The following is a 21827-nucleotide window of genomic DNA, read 5'->3' on the forward strand; positions in this document are numbered from 1 at the left end:
GCATTTTCGGCGTTTAGGCACCGGCGCGTGCGCTCCAGCGGCCCTCGTGTTCACTGATCCGAATGGGGTATTTGAAGCTCTCCGAGACGGCCTCGGTGGTCAGGACTTCCCGGGCGAGGCCCTGGGCAGAGATCCGGCCGTCGGTCACGAGCGCCGCATGGGTCGTCGAGGTGGGAAGCTCCTCGAGGTGGTGGGTCACGAGCAGGGTGGCGAGGTCGGGCCGGACGGACACCAGATGGTCAACCGTTTCCAGGAGCTGTTCGCGGGCGGCCACGTCGAGGCCGGTGGAGGGCTCGTCCAGCAGGAGGAGCGCCGGATCAGTGATCAGGGCGCGGGCGATGAGGGTCCGACCACGTTCGCCCTGGGACAGCGTGGTCCAGTGCTCGTTGAGCTTGGATCCGAGCCCCAGCAGATCGGCCAGTTCGAGGGCGCGTGCGGTCTCCTTGGCGGAGGGTTCCCAGCGCATCATTCGTTCGACGCTGCCGGTCAGGCCGGTGAGGATCACGTCGAGAATCGGCAGTGGGCTCTGCAGCGGATGTCGCGGATTGACGTGCCCGATGTGGGTGCGCAGCTCGCGGATCTCCACCCGCCCGAGGCGCGCACCGAGCACGTCCACGGTGCCGGTGGTCGGGTGCTGAACGGCACCGCAGAGACTCAGCAGCGTGGACTTCCCGGCACCGTTGGCACCGATGACGGCCCAGCGTTCACCGGCGTGAACCGTGAGGTTGATATCAATCAGGAGCGGGCGTCCACCACGGACGAACCCAACGTTTTCGAGGCTCAGCACCGCGGTGCCGGGTTCTTGGGGTGAGGAGGAGGGGAGCATTACACGCTTTCAAGACGGGATCGCGCGGACCGAGCAGGCACGATCAACACCGTGCCGGCACGAATAACACTGTGCAGGGAGCGCTGCGGGGTCGTGGCGCGGGGACGCGAGTCGTGGGTATGCGGCGTCGTGCCCGGGGTTTCAGCCTAGCGGAAACGCTCCGGCCCGAGGTCCCACGGGTCACGGTCGAGGAACTCGGCGGTGGCGCGGAACACGCAGCTTTCGATGTACATCTGGCGGTGCAACTGGTCGTTCACGTGGAGGCGTGCGAGGCGCTCGATCGGCACACGGTAGAGGATAATGCGGCGCTGATCGCGCAGGGCATCCCAGCGGCGCACGCCGTTCGGGCCGGGCTCGCCGAGGGGCATGCCGCCGATTTCGAAGCTGACGCCCTCGAGGTCTGCACTCCACATGCCGCGCAGGAAGTCTGCGGTGCTGCCCACGATGAGATCGAAGAAGTCGATGCGTCCGCGCAGCGGCGGCAGGTGCGGCCCGGTGACCGAGCTGCGACCGGCGCGGCCGTGCCGATCGTGTCGTACCGCGCGCCGAGAGGTGCTCTGACGGGCGGAGTGGGAAGAACGAGCCATGCCACCAGTCTAATCCGTGCACCGCGAAAACGCCTGGGCACGGGCAGGGTACGCTGGAGGGGATATGAATCAGAGGCTCTGCTCCCGAATCGGCTGTAACCGCGAGGCGGTCGCGACCCTCACCTACGACTATGCGGATTCGATGGCCGTGATCGGCCCGCTCGGCACCGAACGTCGCCCGCACTGTTACGACCTGTGCGCGTTTCACGCGACCAGGCAGACGGTACCGCTCGGGTGGACCCTGATTCAGCCGCGAATTACCCCCTAACTCGGAGGCAGCATGAGCCCGTTCCAGCGTGTGTCCTACATCCTGTTCATCATCGTGGGCGCGGGGTTTGTCATCTACGGCTTCATGCGCGGGGCGATGGGCGGATTCACCGGTTCAAGCCTGCTCACTGCGATCGTCTTGATTTTGGCCGGTGGCCTGGTTCTTTACCGCGGGTTCCGCGGAGTTCGCGCCATGCTGGAGGGCGGCTCGGACGACAAATCTGACCGCTGAGAGGCGGCCCCAAAGATCCTCCGTAACGTGGCAAAATGGTCTGCGACAATGGGACTATGTCGCGTCCCGAACTCTCCACTGACCTTCCCTTCCTCGTCGCCGATCTGAGCCTGGCCGAAGCCGGCCGCCACCAGCTGCGTCTCGCCGAAAACGAGATGCCCGGCCTGATGAGCCTCCGTTCCGAATTCGCCGAGAGCCAGCCGCTGGCCGGTGCCCGCATCGCCGGTTCGCTGCACATGACGGTGCAGACCGCCGTGCTGATCGAAACCCTCGTTGCCCTCGGTGCCCGGGTGCGCTGGGCCAGCTGCAACATCTTCTCGACCCAGGACGAGGCCGCCGCGGCCGTCGTGGTGGGCCCGAACGGGACCGTCGAAAACCCGCAGGGTGTGCCGGTGTTCGCCTGGAAGGGTGAGACCCTGCCCGAGTACTGGTGGTGCACCAGCCGCATCTTCGACTGGTCGACCGAGGCCGCCGAAGCCGGCGCCGACTGGGCCGGCCCGAACCTGATCCTGGACGATGGCGGCGACGCCACGATCCTCGTGCACAAGGGCCGCGAGTTTGAGCTCGCCGGTGCCGTGCCCGCCACCGCCGAGACCGACAGCGTCGAGTACGGCGTGATCCTCGACCTGCTGCGCGACTCGCTCACCACCAGCACCGACCGCTGGACCCGCATCGCCGCCGAGGTTCAGGGCGTCACCGAGGAGACCACCACCGGTGTGCACCGCCTCTACGAGCTTGAGCGCGACGGCCAGCTGCTGTTCCCGGCGATCAACGTCAACGACTCGGTCACCAAGTCGAAGTTTGACAACCGCTACGGCATCCGCCACTCGCTGCCGGACGGCCTGAACCGCGCAACCGACGTCCTGATCGGCGGCAAGGTGGCCTTCGTTGTGGGTTATGGCGACGTGGGTAAGGGCGCGGCCGAGGCGCTGCGTGGCCAGGGTGCCCGCGTTATCGTCTCCGAGGTTGACCCCATTTGCGCGCTGCAGGCCGCGATGGACGGCTTCCAGGTCGCACAGCTCGAGTCGGTCGTGGGCCAGGTGGACATCTTCGTGACCACCACCGGAAACTTCAACGTGATTCGTCCCGAGCACATCCTCGAGATGAAGCACCACGCGATCGTTTCGAACGTCGGTCACTTCGACAACGAGATCGACATGGCCGGCCTCGCGAAGATCGAGGGCGTCTCCCGCGTGGAGATCAAGCCACAGGTGCACGAGTGGAATCTGCCCAACGGTCGCAGCGTGATCGTGCTCTCCGAGGGGCGCCTGATGAACCTGGGTAACGCCACCGGCCACCCCTCGTTCGTGATGAGCAACTCGTTCACCAACCAGGTGCTCGCCCAGATCGAGCTGCACACCCGCCTCGAGGCGTACCCGATCGGCGTCTACACGCTGCCGAAGCTCCTGGATGAGAAGGTCGCCCGCCTGCACCTCGACGCCCTGGGTGTGGAGCTCACCGAGCTCTCGCCGGCCCAGGCCGCGTACATCGGTGTCTCGGTGGAGGGCCCTTACAAGGTGGAGCACTACCGCTACTAGCCGGTAACGCACGAAACGCCCCGGTATCCGTGGATACCGGGGCGTTTTGCGCGCGCTCGGCCCGGTGCGGTTACTAAACGGTGGTTTCCCAGATATTGAGGCTGACGCTGAACCCCTGCCCGAGCTCCTCGGTGACCCGCATGGCGAGGATGCCGCCCTCGGCCGCGTGCGCCTCCGCGTGGGCGATGTTCTCGCCCCAGCCGTGATCGTGGTGGTAGAGGGTGTTGAAGCCGTGGGCCCAGGCCTTCAGCCGGGCGCGCAGGGCATCCGAAATCTGGGGGAACTGTGATTCGACGGTGAGCCCCTCCGGCCCCCAGAGCGGCCAGTCCACCCCGTACTCGTTTGCAATCTTGATGGATGTCCGCTCGCGGGTTAGACCCAGCCGGAACCGGTCGCCGGAGAACACCTCAAAGCGCTCACCGCTCAGGGGTGCCTCGGCAAACCAGATCGGTGTATCGCTCGGGAGTCTCGTATCGGCGGTCGCCGCTCCCGTCTCCGGTTCATTCCGCTCGCCGGGCTCGATCGCATAGCTCAGCGCCAGTTCGTCACCGGTGGTGCCGCGGATGCCCCAGTTTTCGCGTGGGGTCTCGGTGAGGGTGATTTCGAGGTCCTGCGGGTCGATGCCGACGTCCGTCGAGACCCGCTCAAACAGCTCGTGGATGAAGCGCTTTCGGGTGTCCACGCTGCGTCCGGCAAAGAGGGATACCTCGATGATCGTGTAGTTTTCGCTGCGATCCGCGGGCGTGAAGAAGTCTTCGCGCTCGAGCGTGATGAAGCGGTGGAAGCGCTTGGTTTCGGGCAGGCCGAGCTCCCGCACCGCGGCGGCGTGAATTGCGTCCGAAAGTGCCTGCCGGCGGGGGCGGAGGGTGTCGGCGAGTCCGTAAATGATGATCTGGGCCATGTGTGACAGTATGCCCGCGTGTGGGCCGCGGCAACAGGGTACGCTGGAATCCGTCCCGCGCGTAAGCGCATCCATTCTGGAAGGTATCGGATTCCGTGAAGCCGCCCACCGTGTATGACGTCGCCGAGCGTGCGGGGGTGTCGATCGCCACCGTATCGCGGGTGCTGCGCTCGCCGAATCGGGTGCGTCCGGATACCGCGGCCCGGGTTGAGGCGGCGGTGCGTGAGCTGGGATATGTGCCAAGCGGCGCTGCTCGCGGCCTTGCCGAGCGCCGGACCGGCGTGCTGGGGCTGTACCTGCCGGGCTTCGACGCGATCGAGGAGCTCACCGAGATTGAGCTGCCCGAGACCGGCGGGACCGATATCGTCAGTGATCTGGGCCGGAGCGCCGATGATCACGTGGCCGACCTCTACTTTGACGAGGTGGTCCGCGGTGCCGAGCTGGAGGCCTGGCGGCGCGGATACGCACTCATGGTTGCGGTGGGGCGCGGGGAGAACTCCGTGCAGACCTTTACCGATATGGCCGGTCGGGTGGACGGTTTGATCGTGCTGGCGCGGGCCGTGCCGGATGCGGTACTGACCCCGCTGGCCGCGCGGATTCCCGTGGTGGTGCTCTCCGCTCGCGGTGACTATGAGGCGTTTGATCGGGTGTCGGTGTCGAACCGCGAGGGGATGGCGGCGCTGACCGATCACGTGCTCGCGCACACCACCGGCGAGATCGTGTACCTCGGTGGCCCCGAGGAGTCTCCGGATGCCCGGGACCGCCGCCGCGGCGTGCGGGACGCCCTGGAGAAGCACGGCCGTACCGAGGACGTGCGCTGGATGAGCGAGATCTTTACCCGGGATACCGGCCGGCGGGTGGGCCGTGAGCTCGTGCGGGCGGCCGCGTCGGGGGAACCCCTGCCCGGTGCCGTGCTGTGCGGTAACGACCAGATGGCGCTCGGTGTGCTGGATGAGTTCACCGCCGCGGGCATCGCCGTGCCCGAACGGGTGCTGGTCTCGGGCTTTGACGGTATTCCGGCGGCGGCGCTCTCGAGCCCGCGGCTCAGCACCGTGCGTCAGCCCATCGAGGACCTGGGCCGCGCGGCAATTGCGCTCCTGGACGAGCGCTTCCAGGCTCCAAATGGTGAGCCGCGCGGGGTGCGCCTGCCGGTGTCGGTGCTGCTGCGCGAGAGTACCGCGCCCTCCGTCTAGGGCTCGGATACCTCCGCCGAGAAAACATTGCGGTTGTGAGGAAAATCGTGTTGCCTGGGCACCACCCGCGCGTGACCCGACAGCGGGCCGTGCGCCACGAACGTGGGCTTGCAATTTGTAAATGTATGCGCTTACACTGAGTGAGTTGCACGCGACCGCGTCGCAACTCGACGCGTTCGTTGCCCTCCCCTGAACGCGCCGACTCGTGACGAGGATGACTCGAGGTTTCGCATTCAATGAAGAAATTTCCCCGCCGATCGCGACTACTTTCACTGGTCGCAATCACGATCGCGACGGGTCTAGCCCTCACCGGATGTAACATCCACATCGAGAGCAAGCCGGACCCCACCATTCCCCAGGACACCCTGCTCCTGGCCGCCGACCAGGGCTCGCCCATGTATCAGCGGAACTTCAACCCGTTCATGGCCAACCGCCGGATCGGTGCCGCCTACATCTACGAGCCGCTCGTTATTGTCAACGACGTCAACGGCGATGTAACCCCGTGGCTGGCCCAGAAGGTCTCCCAGCCCGACGCCTCTACCGTGATGTTCACCCTGCGTGACGGCGTCAAGTGGTCCGATGGCAAGCCGCTGACCGCGAAGGATGTTGAGTTCACCTTCAACATGCTGAAGACCAGCCCGACCCTCGACCTCCAGGGCATCTGGCAGTACATCAGCACGGTCGAAACCGGCACCGAAGAGGGTAACCAGACCGTCACCGTGCACCTGAAGTCCGCGGATGTTCCCGCCGCGAACATCATCGCGCAGACGCTGATCGTGCCCGAACACGTCTGGAAGGACGTGAAGGACCCGGGCACCTTCACCGATGACAACCCGGTGGGTACCGGCCCGTTCGAGCTGGGGAACTACAGCCCCCAGCAGTACACGATGAACCGCAATGAGACCTACTGGCAGAAGGACAAGGTCACGGTCAAGCACCTGATCCTGCCCGCCACTAACGGTCAGCTCGCCATGGTCACCCAGGGATACGACTGGGGTTACATGTACATGAGCGATGTGGAAAAGACCTGGGGCGGTGCCAATAAGTACAACCGCTTCTGGTTCCCGCCGGGTGGTGTGATCTCGCTTCAGCCGAACCTCACCAAGGCACCGTTCAACAACCCCGACGTGCGTCAGGGTATCGCGCTGGCCCTGGATCGCAAGCAGATCGCCGACGCCGCAACCGAGGGCTCGATGCAGCCCGCGACCCAGGCCGGAATCCTGCTGCCCAACCAGCAGGCGGACCTTGACCCCTCGATCCCCAACGGTGGTGTCATCACCCAGGATGTGGAGGCGGCCAAGGCGGCCTTCGCCCGGGCGGGCTACCACGAACAGGACGGCAAGCTCGTGGACGCCTCGGGCACGCAGCTGAGCTTCTCCCTGCTCACCGCCAACGGCTACACCGACTGGCTGCGTGCGGCCAGCCAGGTGCAGCGCCAGCTCTCTGCCCTCGGCATCGACGTGAAGCTCACGCAGCCGCAGCCCCCGGCCTACCAGCTGGCCCTGCGTAACGGTGACTTCGACATCGCGATGGGCGCCTACGGTGGGCTCGGTTCGCAGTATCAGGACCTCAACGGCCTGCTCAACAGCTCCAACTTCCGGCCCGTCGGCCAGGAGGCTCCGAGCAACTTCGAGCGCTACCAGAACCCGGCCGTGGACGAGATCCTGGCCAAGTACCGGACCTCGCTCGACCCCAATGAAACCCGCGAGCTGGGTTACCAGCTGCAGCACGCGATGATCACCGACCTTCCGGTTATCTCGCTCTACTACGGCGGCTCCTGGGGTCTGTACAGCGAGAACAAGTACGTTGGCTGGCCCGATGCCGACCACCCGTACGCCTCGCTGAAGACCTACACGCCGACGGCCCTGCTGATCTTCACGTCGCTGACGCCGCGTGATCAGACCGAGGACAAGAAATAATGACCTACGCACTGCGCAAGCTCGGCATGCTGCTGCTCACCCTGTGGGCGGCCGTCACGCTGAACTTCTTCCTGCCCCGGCTGATGCCCGGTTCGCCGGCCGACGCCGCGATCGCCAAGCTCTCCCAAAACGGTCCCGTGAGCGCCGCCACCCGCGCCGCCATCGAGGCCCAGCTGGGTGTGCCCGGCGGTAACCTCCTCGAGCAGTACGTGCACTACCTCCAGCAGGTCGTCACGCTCGACTTCGGAGTTTCGTTCACCTTCTACCCTGAGAAGGTGTCGGACCTCGTCCTCACCGCACTGCCCTACACGGTGGTGCTCGTGGGTATCGTCACCGTCCTCGCGTTTGTGATCGGCACCCTGATCGGTGTCCTCGCCGCGTGGAAGCGTGGCACCTGGATGGACACCCTGCCCACCCTCGGCGGCAGCTTCCTCAGCGCGTTCCCGTACTTCTGGATCGCCCTGCTCCTGCTGTTCTTCGCCGGCTATGTGGGCCACCTGTTCCCGACCTCGGGTGCCTCCTCACCCACCGCGGTGCCGGAGTTCTCGCTCTCCTTCATTGGCGACCTGATCTATCACGCGGCCCTGCCGGCCCTGACGATCCTGATCACCTCGCTGGGTGGCTGGATCCTCGGTATGCGTAACGCGATGATCAACACCCTGGGTGACGACTACGTGACCTTCGCCGAGGCCAACGGCCTGCGCGGACGCACCGTGGCCCTGAAGTACGCCGCCCGCAACGCGATCCTGCCGAACCTCACCGGTTTTGGTCTGGCGCTCGGTGGCGTGGTGGGTGGTTCGATCCTGGTGGAGCAGGTGTACGGCTACCCCGGAATCGGATACCTGCTGTACAACGCCGTGGTCAACCAGGACTACCCGCTGATGCAGGCCCTCTTCCTGATGATCACCGTGAGCGTGCTCATCGCTAACTTCCTCGTAGACATTCTCTACGGTGTACTCGACCCAAGGACGCGACGATGACATCCACCACTACCCCCGTGCGGGCGCGCGCACTGCGTGGCGCGCTGCGCACCGTTGGCCGCATCGCGAGCACCATCTGGTCCAACCCCCGGGCCCGGATCGGTGTGGTCCTGCTGGCGATCTTCATCCTCGCCGCCACCTTCGCCCCCTGGCTCGCCCCGTACGGCGCCAGCCAGGACGGCTTCGAGCGCAGCGCCGGCGGTTCCGCCGCCCACTGGCTCGGCACCACCGCCGCCGGTGAGGACGTGCTGTCTCAGATCATCTGGGGCGCCCGCGTCTCGGTCTTCGTGGGCTTCGCCGCCGGTGCCATCGCCACGGTGATCGCCGTGCTGATCGGCCTCAGCTGGGGTTACTCCCGCGGCTTCGGCGGCGAGGTTGTCGGGTTCATCGTCAACCTGTTCCTCGTGATCCCGGGTCTGCCCCTGATGATCGTGATCGCGTCCTACCTGCAAAACGGTGGCATCGCGATGATCATCGCGGTGATCGTGGTGACCGGTTGGGCCTGGGGTGCGCGCGTGCTGCGCAGCCAGACGCAGACCCTGCGCTCCCGCGACTTTGTGACCGCCGCCCGGTTCGCCGGCGACAGTTCGTTCAGGATCATCTTCCGCGAGATCCTGCCCAACATGACCTCGCTGATCACCGGAGCGTTCTTCGGTGCCGCCACCGCGGCGATCCTCGCCGAGGCCGGCCTGGAGTTCCTGGGTCTCGGTGACCCGACCACCGTCAGCTGGGGAACGATGCTCTTCTGGGCACAGAACTCCAACGCGCTGCTCACCGGACAGTGGCTGCTGCTGTTCGCCCCGGGTCTCTGCATCGCGCTGCTGGCTACGAGCCTCACGCTCATCAACTTTGGTGTCGACGGGATTTCGAACCCGCGGCTTCGGGAAGGAAAGGGTCGATGACCACCAACACCACCCCCGGCCAGGTCGACGAACAGCCGATCCTGCGGGTCGAAAACCTCACGGTCGAGTACCGCAGCGAGGGCTTCGAGCCGGTTGCCGCGGTCAAGAACGTCAGCTTCACGCTGCGCCGTGGCGAGTTTATCGGGCTCGTGGGCGAGTCCGGTTCGGGCAAGTCCACCCTCGGTTTCGCGCTGACCCGTCTGGCGAAGCCGCCGGCCACCATCGTGGACGGCAAGATCCTGTTCCACGGTAGCGACATTCGCACCCTGGACGCCGAGGAGCTGCGTAAGCAGCGCCGCGGTGGCTTCGCGATGGTGCTGCAGTCCGGTATGAACGCGCTGAACCCGGTGCGCACCATCCGCAAGCACTTCCACGACATCTTCCGCGCCCACGGGCACGTCGAGCCGGGTAGCTTCAACGCCCGTGCGAGCGAGCTGGTGCGCAAGGTTGAGCTGCCCGAGACCGTGCTTGACCGCTTCCCCGGGGAGCTCTCCGGCGGGATGCGGCAGCGCGTCTCGATCGCCCTGGCGCTCTCGCTCGAGCCCGAGCTGCTGGTCTTTGACGAGCCCACCACCGCGCTGGACGTGCTCGTGCAGCACGCGGTGATGGACACCATCCGTCAGCTGCAGGCCAGCGAGGGCTTCACCGCGATCCTGATCTCGCACGACCTCGGTATCGTGCTGGAATCCACCGAGCGCGTGCTCGTCATGCACGACGGCGTCGTGGTGGAGGATGGCCCGAGCCACCAGATTCTGGATGACCCGCAGGCCGAATACACCCGGATGCTGCTCAGCCACTATGCGGACCCGCGGGCCGAGGAGATCCACATCCCCGGCTTTAGCACCCGCGGACGCTCGGCCGATGCCGCGCGCGCCGAGCGTGCCACCACCTCGCCGCGATCCGATGCTCGGGCGGCCCGCCGCGCCGACGCCTCGATCGTGGTCGAGGGTGCCAGCAAGGTCTACGCGCCGCCGCGTCGGGGCGAGAAGCCCGTCGTCGCGGTGGACAACGTGTCGTTCACGCTGGCACCGGGGGAGTCCCTGGCGCTCGTGGGTCAGTCCGGTTCGGGCAAGTCGACCATCGCCCGCCTCGTGACCGGTGCCGAAAAGCCCAGTTCGGGTCTCGTGCGCTTCGGCGACTCGAACCTCGCGAGCCTGCGTCGCCGTGAGCTGCGCGATCTGCGCAAGAACGTCCAGATGGTGTTCCAGGACCCGTATGCGGCGCTCAACCCGCTGCACACGGTGGAATACACGCTGATGCGTCCCATCCTGAACTTCACCGAGCGTCGTGGTGAGGCCGCGCGTGAGCGCATGTTGGAGCTGCTGGAAACCGTGGGGCTCACCCCCGCGGAGACCTTCGCCGCGAAGCTCCCGCACCAGCTCTCCGGTGGTCAGCGTCAGCGCGTGGTGATTGCCCGCGCCCTGGCGAGCGACCCCCAGGTTCTGGTGGCCGATGAGCCCGTGTCGATGCTGGATGTCTCGCTGCGTGCGGGTGTGCTCGGGCTGCTCGAGGATCTTCGCGAGCAGTGGGGCGTGAGCATGCTGTACATCACGCACGACCTGCTGAGCGCGCGCCTGGTGACCGACCGGATGATGGTGCTGAACGCCGGCCGCGTGGTCGAGTCCGGCCCCACCGCCGACGTGCTGCGCAACCCGAGCGATGAGTACACCATCCGCCTGCTGGATGCCGTACCCAACCCGGCCCGCGCCCGCGAGGGCCGCTAGCACCACCCCTGCGCGCCCGGGGAAACCCGGGCGCGCTCCCTCCCACCCCCGTGAAGGAGCACGCATGAGCACCCTCGATTCCCCCGCACCCGTGATCGGCCCGGGCACCGCCTTCGGCGGCCTCGAACTCGATCCGCGGGTCACTCCGCTGACCATCAATGCGCGGGTCGGTACGCTGACCGCGCTGCACTCGGCACCCGCCGGGCAGCGCCGCGGCACCGTGCTGTTTGTGCCCGGGTTCACCGGCTCGCGCGAGGACTTCCGCACGTTCCTCCCGCTGCTCGCCGAGCGCGGCTGGGACGCCTGGGCCTACAGTCAGCGCGGGCAGGCCGATTCGGTGGGCCCCAAGGGTGTCGAGCAGTACACGCTTGATCTCTTCGCAGCCGATGCGGTGGAGGTGGCCCGGATTGTAGCCGCCGAGACCGGGGAGGCCACCGTGCACCTCGTGGGCCACAGCTTTGGTGGCTGCGTGGCGCGGGCCGCGGCGATCCTCGACCCGAGCGCGTTTGCGAGCGTGACGCTGCTGTGCTCGGGCCCGCACGGCTGGCCCGGCCGCCATCAGGACACCGAGTTCGCGGTGCAGGAGGGCGGCTCGATCGGCCTCTGGTACCGCGACAACCCGCACACCCTGGGGATGCCCGATGAGGACATGGACCCGGAGATGGCGTTCCTGCGTCACCGCGCCGCCGCCACCTCCTCGGACAACCTGATTTCCGGTGCGCGGATCCTGCGCAACGACCCGGACACCACCCCCGAGCTGGCCGCCACCGGCCTGCCGGTGCTCGTGGCCCACGGCGAGCACGACGATAAGTGGCCGATCCCGATGCAGCGCGACAGCGCCGAGCGTCTCGGGGCCGACTACGTCGTGATTCCCGAGGGTGCCCACTCGCCCCAGTTCGAAGCGCCCGAGGCCACCGCCGTGGCCCTCGACGCGTTCTGGGCCGCCCACTAAGTTTTTCCCATCCTCCGCACACTCACGACCAAGGAGTAGTACCGTGCTGAAATTCCCCGAAGGCTTCCTCTGGGGTGCCGCGACCGCCGCGCACCAGATCGAGGGCAACAACGTCAACAGCAACTGGTGGGTCATGGAGCACGCCAAGGACACCACGATTGTGGAGCCCAGCGGCGACGCCATGGACAGCTACCACCGCTACCCGGAGGACATGAAGCTCCTCGCGGATGCCGGCCTGAACTCGTACCGCTTCAGCATTGAGTGGGCGCGCATCGAGCCCGAGCGTGGGTTCTTCTCCAACGCCGAGATCGACCACTACCGTCGCATGATCGACACCGCCCACGAACTGGGTCTCGACCCCACCGTGACCCTGATGCACTTCACCGTGCCGCGCTGGATGTACAACGACGGTTTCTGGCGTGCCAAGGACGCCGCAGACCTCTTCGCGCGCTACACCGAGAAGCTGCTGCCGATCCTGCAGGACGTCAAGCACGTGTGCACGATCAACGAGCCGAACATCGCCGCGATGCTCGCCGGTGGCGAGGACGCCTCGAACCTGGTGGCCTACGGCCTGCCCAACCCGGACCTCGGCGTGGCCGACACCCTGCTGGAGTCGCACCGCCGCTCGCGCGAGGTGCTCTCGCAGATCTCCGGCCTGAAGTCCGGCTGGACCGTCGCGACCCAGGCCTTCCACTCCACCGGTGAGCCCGGCGCGGACGAAATGATGCGCGAGTACGGTCACCCCCGCGATGACTGGTACCTGGAAAACGTGAAGGGCGATGACTTCGTGGGCGTGCAGGCGTACACCCGCACCTTCATCGGCCCGAACGGCCCGCTGCCCGTGTCTGAGGATGTCGAGACCACCCTCACCGGCTGGGAGTTCTTCCCGAAGGCCCTGGAAATGGGTGTGCGTTCGGCCTGGGAGCTCACCGAGGGTGTGCCGGTCTTCGTGACCGAAAACGGCATCGCCACCGCCGATGACACCCGCCGCATCGCCTACCTGGACGGCGCCCTCGAGGGCCTCCACTCGGCCATGCAGGACGGCGTTGAGGTGCTGGGTTACCAGCACTGGAGCGCGCTGGACAACTACGAGTGGGCCTCCGGTTTCCGCCCGACCTTCGGCCTCATCGCCGTGGACCGCGAAACCTTCGTGCGCACCCCCAAGCCCTCGCTGGCCTACCTGGGTGAGATCGCCAAGCGCAACGCGCTGTAGGGACTAGCCCTGCTGGAGGGACTAGCCCTGCTGGGGGGACTAGCTCCGAGGAGTGCCCGGGACCGTCTGGTCCCGGGCACTCCTGCGTTTCCGGGGCTAGTGCGTGCTGTCAATGCGGTGCGCGGTGAGTGGCTGAAACAGCGAGGCGGGATCGTCCCGATCGGCACCGGCTCGCGCGCAGAGGCCCGGGAGTGCTTCCGCGAGGCTGCCGCCCAGGCGATGCAGCGACCCGAGCCCGCGGGACTCCCACACGGGAAGCTCACCCCGCGCATCGCGTGCCCCGAGCTCCCACAGCAGGAAGTCACCGTTTTCGCTCCAGCCGAAGACCTCGAGACGCTCGATCAGCTCCCAGGAGCCGTTCGGTTCAATCACCCAGTCGTAGTCCTCGGCCCGGCTGTCGGCGTACCACGCCTGAAAGCGTTCGCCGAGGCGCAGGGTGCGCCCGGGCCGCCCATCAGCGAACCCCGGAAGAACCGGCGGATAGATGAACCACAGCCCGAACAGCCGCCCCCACCCGACCGTCCGGATGAGCGCGCGATAGGAGGGCGGCAGCGGTGTGCCATCGGACAGCAACCCGCCCTCGAGTGCGTCCAGATCAATGTGTGCCAGCGTGGGGGACTCCGGTGTCCCGATCCAGTCGATATCGGTCATGTGGACAGCGTAGCCGGACCGCCGCAGGCCCGGGCTAGCCGGCCACCGCCTCGAGGGCGATGAGAGCCGTACGTCCCGGCCGCAGCGGCGGCGGCGTAATCCCGACCTCTTCGAGCATCCGGCCGGTGAGCACGGGAGCGTTTCCCTCCGCCCAAGCCGGAACCTCGGCCGGAGTCTCGGCACCCTCCGGCCGCACCGATCGCACCCGATAGCGAACGTCGGGGCGCAGGCCCGGGAAGCGCAGCGGATCGGTGGGTGCGCTCCCGGTGGGTGCGGGATACGCCACCAGGAACAGCGCGCGATCGCGATCCGAGGACACCTGCCCGGAGAGCTCGAGGGCATCTCGCCGATCCGCGGTGACCGCGGTGCCGTGGTGCAGGAGCGGGCGGTATTCGCGGTGCAGGGCGATCCAACCGGCCACGCGCTCGCGCTCGGGTTCAGCCAGCGCGGTCAGGTCGAGCTCCACGCCCATGTTGCCCCACAGGGCCACGGATCCGCGAGTATCGAGATCGCTGGTCCGGCCGGTGGTGTGCGCCGTCGCCGCTCCGATGTGGGTGCCCTGAATCTCGGGCGGCACCAGCAGCCCCGTCCAGCGCTGCACGCGCAGCCGTTCCAGCGGGTCATTATTGTCCGAGGGCCACACCCGATCACTCACCTCGAGCACACCCAGATCGATGCGTCCGCCTCCCGCCGCGCAGGATTCGATTCGCAGCCCGGGGAATTCCGCGATCAGCTCGGCCATGAGCGCGAGCGCCGCCCGTGACTGGTCACGCATGCCCGCGCGACCGCCGAGGTGGGGGTGACCGGCATCCAGCAGATAACGATTGTGATCCCACTTGAGGTAGTCGACACCGATCTCACGAATCAGGGCGTGGAGGCGCTCGCTGATCCAGGCATAGGCCTCCGGATGCGCGAGATCCAGGACGTGCTGATATCGCGATGCGGGCCCCACCCCGTGGCCGGCCTGCGCGATCCACTCCGGGTGAGTCCGCGCGAGGTCCGAATCGAGATTGATCATCTCCGGTTCGACCCACAGCCCAAAATCCATGCCGAGCGAGTGCACCAGATCGCTCAGCGGGCGCAGACCCTCGGGCCACTTGCGCGCATCGATGAACCAGTCACCGAGCGAGCTCTGGTCATCATCCCGGGCCCCAAACCAGCCATCATCCAGCACAAACATCTCGGCACCCGCGGCCGCCGCGGCCCGCGCAAGCGGATCAAACCGCTCGAGGCTGTGCTCAAAGTACGCCGCCTCCCAGGTGTTCACCAGCACGGGGGCGCTCTCGCGTACCCGGGAGATGGAGCGAAGATGGGTGTGGAAGCGTGCCGCCAGGGCGTCGAGACCGACACCCCAGGACGCGTACGTCCACGGGGTTTCATGGGTGGCCAGTGGGGCGAGTACGAGCTCTCCGGGAGCCAGGATTTCCTCGGCAATCAGCCGGCGCTCGCCGGAGGAGCGACGCTCCGCGGTGAGCCGTTGGTTACCGCTCCACCCCAGGTGCACGCCGTAGGTGTGACCGGAACGGAAACCAAATCCCGGCTCTCCCGCCAGCATAAGCAGCGGGCCATCCAGCCCGGGCTTGCCGCCCCGAGACTCCCGGGAGGTGAGCCCCACCCCAAACTCTCGCCGCTGCGGGTGCCTCTCATTTGCCCAGGTTCCGGTGAAATCCAGCAGCTCTTCGGCATGCGTGGGCACGGGTACGGCGAGCCTGAGGGCGCGGAGCTCATAGTCGGTGTCCCCGAGGTTGGTGAGTCGTGCCCGCAGCCGCAGAAGGCCGCCCGGTTCGAGTTCGATTTCGAGGGTGAGCGCGAGCCCGGACTCCGGATCGGCGAGATCGAGCGAGAGCCGCGGCCCGTCGATTCGGTCACCCACCGAGCGAAACTTGGGGGCCCATCCGGTCCCCGACGGGGCACCCAGTCGCAGACCCTCGATGCCCGGCAGCCCGAGCCAGCCATCGGCGAGCTGCGGCAGGATGGCCTCGGGGATGCGGGTGGTGATGACGCTGTCTCCGAGGAGCGGGGTGGCGGCACGCTCGAGGGCCTCCAGGTCGTCCGGGGCGAGCGCACCGAGGTCGGCACCCCAGTGCAGAACGCGCGGGGAAGAGTCGGCGTCGCTCGCCACAATCAGGGTGGTTTCGCCGGCGCGAAGCTGCACCAACAGTTTGTTCTGCCGGCGGCTTATCGTGGCGAATTTCTCGGTTTCGACACCGGCATTCTTTCCCGTTTGCGCCGCCGAAGTGGTGTCCGAGCCTGTGGTCATCATTGACCCTTTCCCGTGGTAATCCGCGTTATTACGCGGTTTGTGAGCATTTTTCGAGGGTAAAAAAGTTTTTCTTGACCGAATCGTATCAACCGGTCATTATTAGTTCTACCGCCGAACATACTAGGGAGATCGACGATGATCAAGACCGTAAGTGGCTCACTCATGAGGAGCATGAACCGTGCCTCCGTGCTGAGCCTGATTCGGGATCGCGCTCCGATTTCCCAATCCGACATCGTGACGCTCACCGGACTCGGCAAGGCCACCGTGTCGAGCATCATCGCCGAACTGGTTGCCGATGCCTGGCTCCTGGACGTGGGTGCCGGTGCCGCCGCCGGTACCCGGGGCGGACGACGCACCACACTGCTCAAGCTGGACCCGCGCCGCGGCTTCGTGGTCGGCGTCAAGATCCTGGAGGGTGCCGTCGCGCTCGTGGTCACCGACCTGGAAGCTCAGGTGGTATTCCACGACACGACCCCCGTGCGTCGCGGCCGGAGCGGATACACCGCCGCGGCCGTCCTCGAAACCACCGTGGACCGTGTCAACGCCGCGATCGGCGCCGCCGGCATCGAGCGCTCCCGCGTGCTCGGCGTGGGCGTGGGCGTCACCGGGCTTGTGGACGGCCCGGAGGGCGTGGGCTACTTCTCCCGGCTGTTCCCCGACGAGCCCGAGTTCCCCCTGGGAACCCGACTGAGTGAGGCCCTGAACCTGCCCGTCACCATCGAAAACGACGTTAATACCCTCGCCGTTGCCGAGCGCTGGTTCGGAGTCGGACGCGGGGTGGACGACTTCGCGGTGGTGACCATCGGCCGCGGCATCGGCGCCGGCCTCATCGTGCACGGCACCCTGGTCAAGGGCATTCGCGGGGGTGCGGGGGAGCTTGGCCACATCAAGATTCAATCGGACGGCCCCCTGTGCGAGTGCGGTCGCCGCGGATGTCTGCAGGCGAACGCCGCCGATCCCGCGGTGGTGGCCGCGGTGACCGCCCGACTCGCGGCCGGAGAGCCCAGCTCGCTGGACGAGCACGGGCTGACCATCACCCGCATTATTGCCGCCGCAGATGAGGGCGATCTGCTCGCCCGAGACGCCCTCGGCGCGTCGGGGGCGGCACTGGGCCGGGGTATCGCCCAGCTCATCAACATTCTTGCACCGGAGAAAATCATCGTCTCCGGTGAAGGTATCGGCGACGGCCCCTGGCGGGTGGAACCGATGCTCAAGGCAATCCGCGGAGAGGCCTTCGATCAGGTGGCCGACGCCGTGGATATCCAGGTTGAGCGCTTGGGCTTTGAAGCCTGGGCGCGCGGGGCCGCGTGCGTGGTCCTCGGTCAACTATTCGATTCCCCAGTCAACGAAGAGTAAGGAATACAGCACATGTACAAGCACACAGCAAAGACGCTGGGCGCTGCGGCACTCGCCTCGGCACTGGCCCTCACCGTGGGATGCTCCTCCGGGACCCCCGGTGCAAGCGGCGGCGACGATCAGATCGAAATCACCCAGTGGTACCACGAGTACGGTGCCCCGGGAGCGAAGGAGGCGGTGCAGAAGTTCGCCGCCGACTACACCAAGGAAAACCCGAAGGTGAAGGTCAAGGTGGTCTGGGTTCCGGGTGACTACCCGGCCAAGCTCAACTCGGCCCTGCTCTCCGGAACCGGCCCGGACGTCTTCGAATCCAGCCCGGTGGGCGAGCGCATTTTCGCCGGCCAGGTGGCCCCGCTGGACGACATCTATGGCGACGCCAAGTCCGACTTCCTGCCGAACAGTATCTCCTCGATGACCGTGGACGGGCACATCTACGCCGTTCCCATGACCGATGGCACCGGCATGCTCTACTACCGCAAGAGCGTCCTGAAGGACGCCGGGATCGAGCCACCGGCCACCATGGACGAACTCATCTCCGCGGCAAAGAAGCTCACCACCGGCGGGAAGAAGGGCCTCTTCATCGGCAACGATGGCTGCACCAGCGGCCAGCTGCCCAAGATTGCGATCTGGTCCTCCGGCCAGGAGATCATCAAGGACGGCAGCGTCGTCTTCGACAATGATCGTGCGGCGAAGGCCTACGAGAAGATGGCCGAGCTCTGCAACTCCGACTCGCTGCTGCTCGGTGCCCCCGCCGACTGGTACGACTCCAGCTCATTCATCGACGGACTCGTCCCGATGCAGTGGGGCGGCCAGTGGACTCTCGATGAGGTGGAGGAAAACCTCGGCGACGACTTCGGCGTGGTGCCGTGGCCCGCGCTGGACGCACAGGGAACCCCCGCCACCTGGTACGGCGGTTGGCACCAGCAGGTGAGCTCGAAGAGCAAGAACATTCAGGCCGCGAAGGACTTTGTCCAGTGGCTGTGGATCAAGAACACCGATGCCCAGAAGAAGTGGGCCACGGACTTCGGCAGCACCGCCCCGGTCCGCGAGAGCATCGTGGCCGAGATCCCGGCGTTGACCAAGAGCCCGGGCAAGGACTTCATGGACGCCATCAAGAACTACGGACACCTCGAAAGCGGCGTGTACTGGTCCACCGCAACCGAAACGGCCCTCGGCGACGCCCTCAACAACGTCGTGAAAAACGGTGCGGATGCCCGCGCCGAAATCTCGAAGGCCGCCGCGAAGGCCACCTCCGAGGTGGAACGAATCAAGGCCGATTCAAAACTCAAGTAGGACCGGTTCCCCCGGCCGGAGAAGGACTCCCTCGTGACCCTCGCCCCCACTCCGTCGGCCCCCACCGGTGAGCGCGCCCGCCGCGCTCACCGGCCGGGGCCCGGCCGCCGCGGCATCAGCCGCCAGACCCTCGCCTTCTGGGGGTTTATCGCCCCCATGGCCATCGGACTCCTCGTTTTTGTGGTGGTCCCCATCGTGTGGGGCCTCATTCTCTCGGTGTCCAACGCCCAGACCACCATCACCCCCGATCGATTCGTTGGCCTCGACAACTACGTGGCCGTACTCGGAGACCCCGCATTCCGTGGTTCCCTCGTCCTGGTAGTGGTCTTCGCCCTCGTGATCGTCCCCACCACCCTCGGGTTCTCGCTGCTGCTCGCACTGCTGGTCAACGCGGCCCCTTGGGGGAAGGGAATCTTCCGGACCATCTTCTTCATTCCCACCGCCTGCTCCTACGTGGTGGCATCGGTCGTCTGGAAAATGAGCCTGTTCAACGGCCTGCCCACGGGCCTCGCAAACTCGGTCCTCGGGTTCTTCGGACTCGAACCGATCGCCTGGATCGGCACCACCACGCCACCCTGGTTCTGGATCGTGCTGGTCACCGTGCGTCTCTGGCTGCAGGCCGGCTTCTTCATGATCATCTTCACCGCTGGTCTGCAGGAGATTCCGCGCGAGCTCTACGAGGCCGCCCAGCTGGATGGCATTCGCGGCCCGCTGCAGGAACTGCGCTACATCACGCTGCCGCTGCTGCGAAACACCACGGTTTCCGTGATGCTGCTCTGCCTGATCGGAGCGTTCCAGGCCTTCGACGAGTTCTACAACATTCTTGGCAGCGCGGGCGGAGGCGGACAGGGCAATATGAGCGCGGCAATGACCCCGCTCGTGTACCTCTACAAGGCCGCGTTTGCCGATCAGAACTATGGGCTGGGAAGTGCCGGCGCCTTCGTGCTGACCGCGCTGATCCTGATCATCACCCTGATTCAGGGACGAGTGTTTGGACTGAACCGTGAAAAATAGCGATATGGTCGCGTTCCGGCGTCGCCGAGTCGCACGGCTGGTACTGCTCTATGCGGTGCTCATCGCCCTGGCCGCCGTCTTCCTCATTCCCTACTACATCATCATCCGCAACGCGTTCAGCACGCGGGCGGAAATCACCGCGGGCGGGTGGTCCTGGTTTCCCGCCGAGCCCACCCTCAAGAACATTGCGGCGCTGGTCGAGGGAGACTCCCCAATTCTGCGGGGCCTCTGGAACTCGTTTGTGGTGGCCACCGTGCAGCTGGTCGCCCAGCTCGCGATCGCGGCGCTTGCCGGGTATGGGCTGGCCCGCATCCCCTATAAGCATCGCAACCTGATCTTTGTACTGTTCCTCGCCACGATGATGGTGCCGAGCGCGGTGACCTTCGTTCCGACCTTTGCCGTCATCGCCCAGTTTGGATGGGTGAACACCCTCACCGGCATCATCGTGCCGGGCCTGTTCAACGTGTTTATGGTGTTCATTTTCCGACAGTTCTTCCTCGATTTCCCACAGGAGCTCGAGGAGGCCGGTCGGCTTGACGGTCTCGGCTACTGGGGCACCTTTGTCCGGATCGTCCTACCGAACTCCGGTGGCGTGATGGTGGCGCTCGGCGCGATCGGCTTCATCAACAGCTGGAACGCCTTCCTCTGGCCGCTCGTGGTCGGTCAGGACGAGAGCACCTGGACGGTGCAGGTCGCGATGTCCACCTATCTCAACTCCTACAAGATCAACCTGCCGGGTCTCTTTGCCGCCTCGCTGCTGAGCGTGCTCCCGCTGATCCTCCTGTTTTTTGTCTTCCAACGCTATATCGTCCAGGGCGTCAAGTTCTCGGGCTCGAAAGGCTAACCCATGTCCACCCTGTATGACCCCGAAAACCTGCTCGCCCCGGTTCCTCCGCTGGGTTGGAACTCCTACAACGCCTTTGGCGGAATGCACGGGCTGCCCGCGGATACCAACCCCCTGCTCCCGGGAGACGTGGCCCTCGAGGAGCGACTCATTCTGGAAACCGCCGATGCGCTGGTGTCCAGCGGCCTGCGTGACGCGGGCTATGTCTACCTCAACATTGATGATCGCTGGCAGGATCCGCGCACTCCGCGCGATGCAGAGGGTCGGCTGCGGCACGACGAGCGCCGATTCCCGCGAGGAATGGCGTTTATCGGCGAGTATCTGCACGAGCGCGGGCTGAAGTTCGGCCTCTATACCGTGGGCAATACCATCGCCTGCGGGGGCGAGGAGGGCGATGGGCCCAATGGCTTTCCGCAGACCGGGAGCCTCGGCCATGAGTTTGCCGATGCGGCGTCCTTCGTGGAGTGGGGAGTCGACTTCCTGAAGATTGACTGGTGCGGTGTGGATGAAGCCTGCAATCGCGGGAACGCACCTTTTGTATTTGAGAAGTGGAACCGGGCGATCGCCGAGGCCGGCGGCCAGATCGTGCTGTCCGCCAGTACCTGGGGCGAGGAGAACGAGGCCGCCTGGGCACCGAACCTCACCCACCTGTGGCGGACCACCGCGGACGTCCACGCCACCTGGGAGTCGATCATCTCGATCGCCCGGGCTACCGCGGCCGAGAGCTGGGCGGCGGTCGCCGGCCCCGCGACCGGCTGGAACGATCCCGACATGATGCACGTGGGGCACCCCGATCTCACGCTCTCGGAGTCGCGCACGCACCTCGTCCTGTGGTCGATGCTCTCGGCCCCGCTGCTGCACGGAAACGACGTGCGCACCATGAGCGCGGAGATTCGTGACCTGCTGCTGACCCCCGAGATTCGCCTGATCAACGCGGATCGGTCCGCACCCGCGCGATTCGAGACGCGAGCGGACGAGTGGGAAATCTGGTCTCGCCCGCTCGCGAATGGCCGGGTTGTCCGCGCCGTGGTGAACCTCGCGAATGAGCCGCGCGAGCTCCCCATCGATCTGGTCTTCCCCGGCACCGACGTGTTCGCCCAGACCCACACAGACCCGGATACGCGCCGCGTATCCGCTCACGGGGTTCGGCTAACCCTCGGCTAGCCGTCCCG

General features: G+C 66.3%; 20 protein-coding genes. 15 read left to right on the forward strand and 5 right to left on the reverse strand.

Going from position 1 to position 21827, the window contains the following annotated elements:
- Positions 1–13 precede the first annotated feature (13 nt).
- On the reverse strand, positions 14–826 hold the full coding sequence (locus D9V32_RS07570) for an ABC transporter ATP-binding protein (RefSeq protein ID WP_121648293.1): 813 nt from the start codon (positions 824–826) through the stop codon (positions 14–16).
- Positions 827–972: 146 nt separating this feature from the next.
- Positions 973–1413 (reverse strand): metallopeptidase family protein, encoded by a 441-nt coding sequence (locus D9V32_RS07575; RefSeq protein ID WP_121648294.1) that lies wholly within the window; start codon positions 1411–1413, stop codon positions 973–975.
- Between the two features lie 64 nt (positions 1414–1477).
- Here D9V32_RS07575 and D9V32_RS07580 point away from each other — a divergent pair, with 64 nt between their 5' ends.
- From D9V32_RS07580 to ahcY, 3 genes are read left to right on the forward strand one after another with little or no spacing between them, the layout of a single operon-like run.
- Positions 1478–1681: a DUF3499 family protein gene (locus D9V32_RS07580; protein ID WP_121648295.1), complete on the forward strand. Its 204-nt coding sequence runs from the start codon at positions 1478–1480 to the stop codon at positions 1679–1681.
- A gap of 12 nt (positions 1682–1693) precedes the next feature.
- Positions 1694–1912 (forward strand): hypothetical protein, encoded by a 219-nt coding sequence (locus tag D9V32_RS07585; protein ID WP_121648296.1) that lies wholly within the window; start codon positions 1694–1696, stop codon positions 1910–1912.
- Between the two features lie 56 nt (positions 1913–1968).
- The gene (ahcY, locus tag D9V32_RS07590) at positions 1969–3450 is read left to right on the forward strand and encodes an adenosylhomocysteinase (RefSeq protein WP_121648297.1); all 1482 of its coding nucleotides are present in this window, start codon (positions 1969–1971) and stop codon (positions 3448–3450) included.
- 73 nt (positions 3451–3523) lie between these two features.
- Here the strand turns inward: ahcY and D9V32_RS07595 are convergent, their stop codons facing one another.
- On the reverse strand, positions 3524–4351 hold the full coding sequence (locus tag D9V32_RS07595; RefSeq protein ID WP_121648298.1) for a tautomerase family protein: 828 nt from the start codon (positions 4349–4351) through the stop codon (positions 3524–3526).
- Positions 4352–4446: 95 nt separating this feature from the next.
- Here D9V32_RS07595 and D9V32_RS07600 point away from each other — a divergent pair, with 95 nt between their 5' ends.
- The 7 genes from D9V32_RS07600 (at position 4447) to D9V32_RS07630 (ending at position 13234) form a co-directional block, all read left to right on the forward strand.
- On the forward strand, positions 4447–5544 hold the full coding sequence (locus tag D9V32_RS07600; RefSeq protein WP_121648299.1) for a LacI family DNA-binding transcriptional regulator: 1098 nt from the start codon (positions 4447–4449) through the stop codon (positions 5542–5544).
- Positions 5545–5780: 236 nt separating this feature from the next.
- Entirely contained in the window at positions 5781–7463 is a 1683-nt protein-coding gene (locus D9V32_RS07605) for an ABC transporter substrate-binding protein (protein ID WP_121648300.1), read from the forward strand.
- Complete coding sequence (locus D9V32_RS07610) at positions 7463–8443, forward strand: ABC transporter permease (RefSeq protein WP_121648301.1); 981 nt, start codon at positions 7463–7465, stop codon at positions 8441–8443. The genes D9V32_RS07605 and D9V32_RS07610 overlap by 1 nt, the downstream gene beginning before the upstream one ends.
- Positions 8440–9345: an ABC transporter permease gene (locus tag D9V32_RS07615; RefSeq protein WP_121648302.1), complete on the forward strand. Its 906-nt coding sequence runs from the start codon at positions 8440–8442 to the stop codon at positions 9343–9345. Before D9V32_RS07610 ends, D9V32_RS07615 begins: the two co-directional genes overlap by 4 nt.
- Complete coding sequence (locus tag D9V32_RS07620; protein ID WP_121648303.1) at positions 9342–11069, forward strand: ABC transporter ATP-binding protein; 1728 nt, start codon at positions 9342–9344, stop codon at positions 11067–11069. The genes D9V32_RS07615 and D9V32_RS07620 overlap by 4 nt, the downstream gene beginning before the upstream one ends.
- 64 nt (positions 11070–11133) lie before the next feature.
- Entirely contained in the window at positions 11134–12021 is an 888-nt protein-coding gene (locus D9V32_RS07625; protein WP_183086227.1) for an alpha/beta fold hydrolase, read from the forward strand.
- A gap of 43 nt (positions 12022–12064) precedes the next feature.
- Positions 12065–13234, forward strand: coding sequence for a glycoside hydrolase family 1 protein (locus D9V32_RS07630; protein WP_121648305.1), 1170 nt, complete (start codon positions 12065–12067; stop codon positions 13232–13234).
- A gap of 96 nt (positions 13235–13330) precedes the next feature.
- On the opposite strand, the gene D9V32_RS07635 is transcribed toward D9V32_RS07630, so the two are convergent.
- Complete coding sequence (locus tag D9V32_RS07635) at positions 13331–13885, reverse strand: SMI1/KNR4 family protein (protein WP_121648306.1); 555 nt, start codon at positions 13883–13885, stop codon at positions 13331–13333.
- A 34-nt stretch (positions 13886–13919) separates the two neighbouring features.
- Positions 13920–16040, reverse strand: a complete 2121-nt coding sequence (locus D9V32_RS07640) for an alpha-galactosidase (RefSeq protein ID WP_245982169.1) — start codon at positions 16038–16040, stop codon at positions 13920–13922.
- Positions 16041–16319: 279 nt separating this feature from the next.
- Between D9V32_RS07640 and D9V32_RS07645 the strand changes: the two genes are divergently transcribed.
- The 5 genes from D9V32_RS07645 to D9V32_RS07665 are packed head-to-tail and all read left to right on the forward strand — an operon-like array spanning position 16320 to position 21819.
- The gene (locus D9V32_RS07645; RefSeq protein ID WP_183086228.1) at positions 16320–17504 is read left to right on the forward strand and encodes an ROK family transcriptional regulator; all 1185 of its coding nucleotides are present in this window, start codon (positions 16320–16322) and stop codon (positions 17502–17504) included.
- Between the two features lie 12 nt (positions 17505–17516).
- Entirely contained in the window at positions 17517–18797 is a 1281-nt protein-coding gene (locus D9V32_RS07650; protein ID WP_121648309.1) for an ABC transporter substrate-binding protein, read from the forward strand.
- 33 nt (positions 18798–18830) lie between these two features.
- Complete coding sequence (locus tag D9V32_RS07655; protein ID WP_121648310.1) at positions 18831–19811, forward strand: carbohydrate ABC transporter permease; 981 nt, start codon at positions 18831–18833, stop codon at positions 19809–19811.
- Between the two features lie 4 nt (positions 19812–19815).
- Positions 19816–20655 carry a carbohydrate ABC transporter permease gene (locus D9V32_RS07660; RefSeq protein WP_121648311.1) on the forward strand — a complete coding sequence of 280 codons (840 nt, stop codon included), beginning with the start codon at positions 19816–19818 and terminating at the stop codon, positions 20653–20655.
- A gap of 3 nt (positions 20656–20658) precedes the next feature.
- A complete protein-coding gene (locus D9V32_RS07665) occupies positions 20659–21819 on the forward strand; it encodes a glycoside hydrolase family 27 protein (protein ID WP_121648312.1) in 1161 nt (386 codons plus the stop codon).
- Positions 21820–21827: the final 8 nt, after the last annotated feature.

The organism is Mycetocola tolaasinivorans (genome assembly GCF_003667565.1).
GTDB lineage: Bacteria > Actinomycetota > Actinomycetes > Actinomycetales > Microbacteriaceae > Mycetocola > Mycetocola tolaasinivorans.

What these genes read in the sequence shown, in the direction of transcription:
- D9V32_RS07660 (WP_121648311.1), top strand. Translation starts at nt 19,816, where the DNA reads ATGGTCGCGTTCCGGCGTCGCCGAGTCGCACGGCTGGTACTGCTCTAT.
- D9V32_RS07570 (WP_121648293.1), bottom strand. Translation starts at nt 826, where the DNA reads ATGCTCCCCTCCTCCTCACCCCAAGAACCCGGCACCGCGGTGCTGAGC.
- D9V32_RS07635 (WP_121648306.1), bottom strand. Translation starts at nt 13,885, where the DNA reads ATGACCGATATCGACTGGATCGGGACACCGGAGTCCCCCACGCTGGCA.
- D9V32_RS07580 (WP_121648295.1), top strand. Translation starts at nt 1,478, where the DNA reads ATGAATCAGAGGCTCTGCTCCCGAATCGGCTGTAACCGCGAGGCGGTC.
- D9V32_RS07620 (WP_121648303.1), top strand. Translation starts at nt 9,342, where the DNA reads ATGACCACCAACACCACCCCCGGCCAGGTCGACGAACAGCCGATCCTG.
- D9V32_RS07610 (WP_121648301.1), top strand. Translation starts at nt 7,463, where the DNA reads ATGACCTACGCACTGCGCAAGCTCGGCATGCTGCTGCTCACCCTGTGG.
- D9V32_RS07650 (WP_121648309.1), top strand. Translation starts at nt 17,517, where the DNA reads ATGTACAAGCACACAGCAAAGACGCTGGGCGCTGCGGCACTCGCCTCG.
- ahcY (WP_121648297.1), top strand. Translation starts at nt 1,969, where the DNA reads ATGTCGCGTCCCGAACTCTCCACTGACCTTCCCTTCCTCGTCGCCGAT.
- D9V32_RS07625 (WP_183086227.1), top strand. Translation starts at nt 11,134, where the DNA reads ATGAGCACCCTCGATTCCCCCGCACCCGTGATCGGCCCGGGCACCGCC.
- D9V32_RS07615 (WP_121648302.1), top strand. Translation starts at nt 8,440, where the DNA reads ATGACATCCACCACTACCCCCGTGCGGGCGCGCGCACTGCGTGGCGCG.
- D9V32_RS07665 (WP_121648312.1), top strand. Translation starts at nt 20,659, where the DNA reads ATGTCCACCCTGTATGACCCCGAAAACCTGCTCGCCCCGGTTCCTCCG.
- D9V32_RS07605 (WP_121648300.1), top strand. Translation starts at nt 5,781, where the DNA reads ATGAAGAAATTTCCCCGCCGATCGCGACTACTTTCACTGGTCGCAATC.
- D9V32_RS07595 (WP_121648298.1), bottom strand. Translation starts at nt 4,351, where the DNA reads ATGGCCCAGATCATCATTTACGGACTCGCCGACACCCTCCGCCCCCGC.
- D9V32_RS07575 (WP_121648294.1), bottom strand. Translation starts at nt 1,413, where the DNA reads ATGGCTCGTTCTTCCCACTCCGCCCGTCAGAGCACCTCTCGGCGCGCG.
- D9V32_RS07585 (WP_121648296.1), top strand. Translation starts at nt 1,694, where the DNA reads ATGAGCCCGTTCCAGCGTGTGTCCTACATCCTGTTCATCATCGTGGGC.
- D9V32_RS07645 (WP_183086228.1), top strand. Translation starts at nt 16,320, where the DNA reads ATGAACCGTGCCTCCGTGCTGAGCCTGATTCGGGATCGCGCTCCGATT.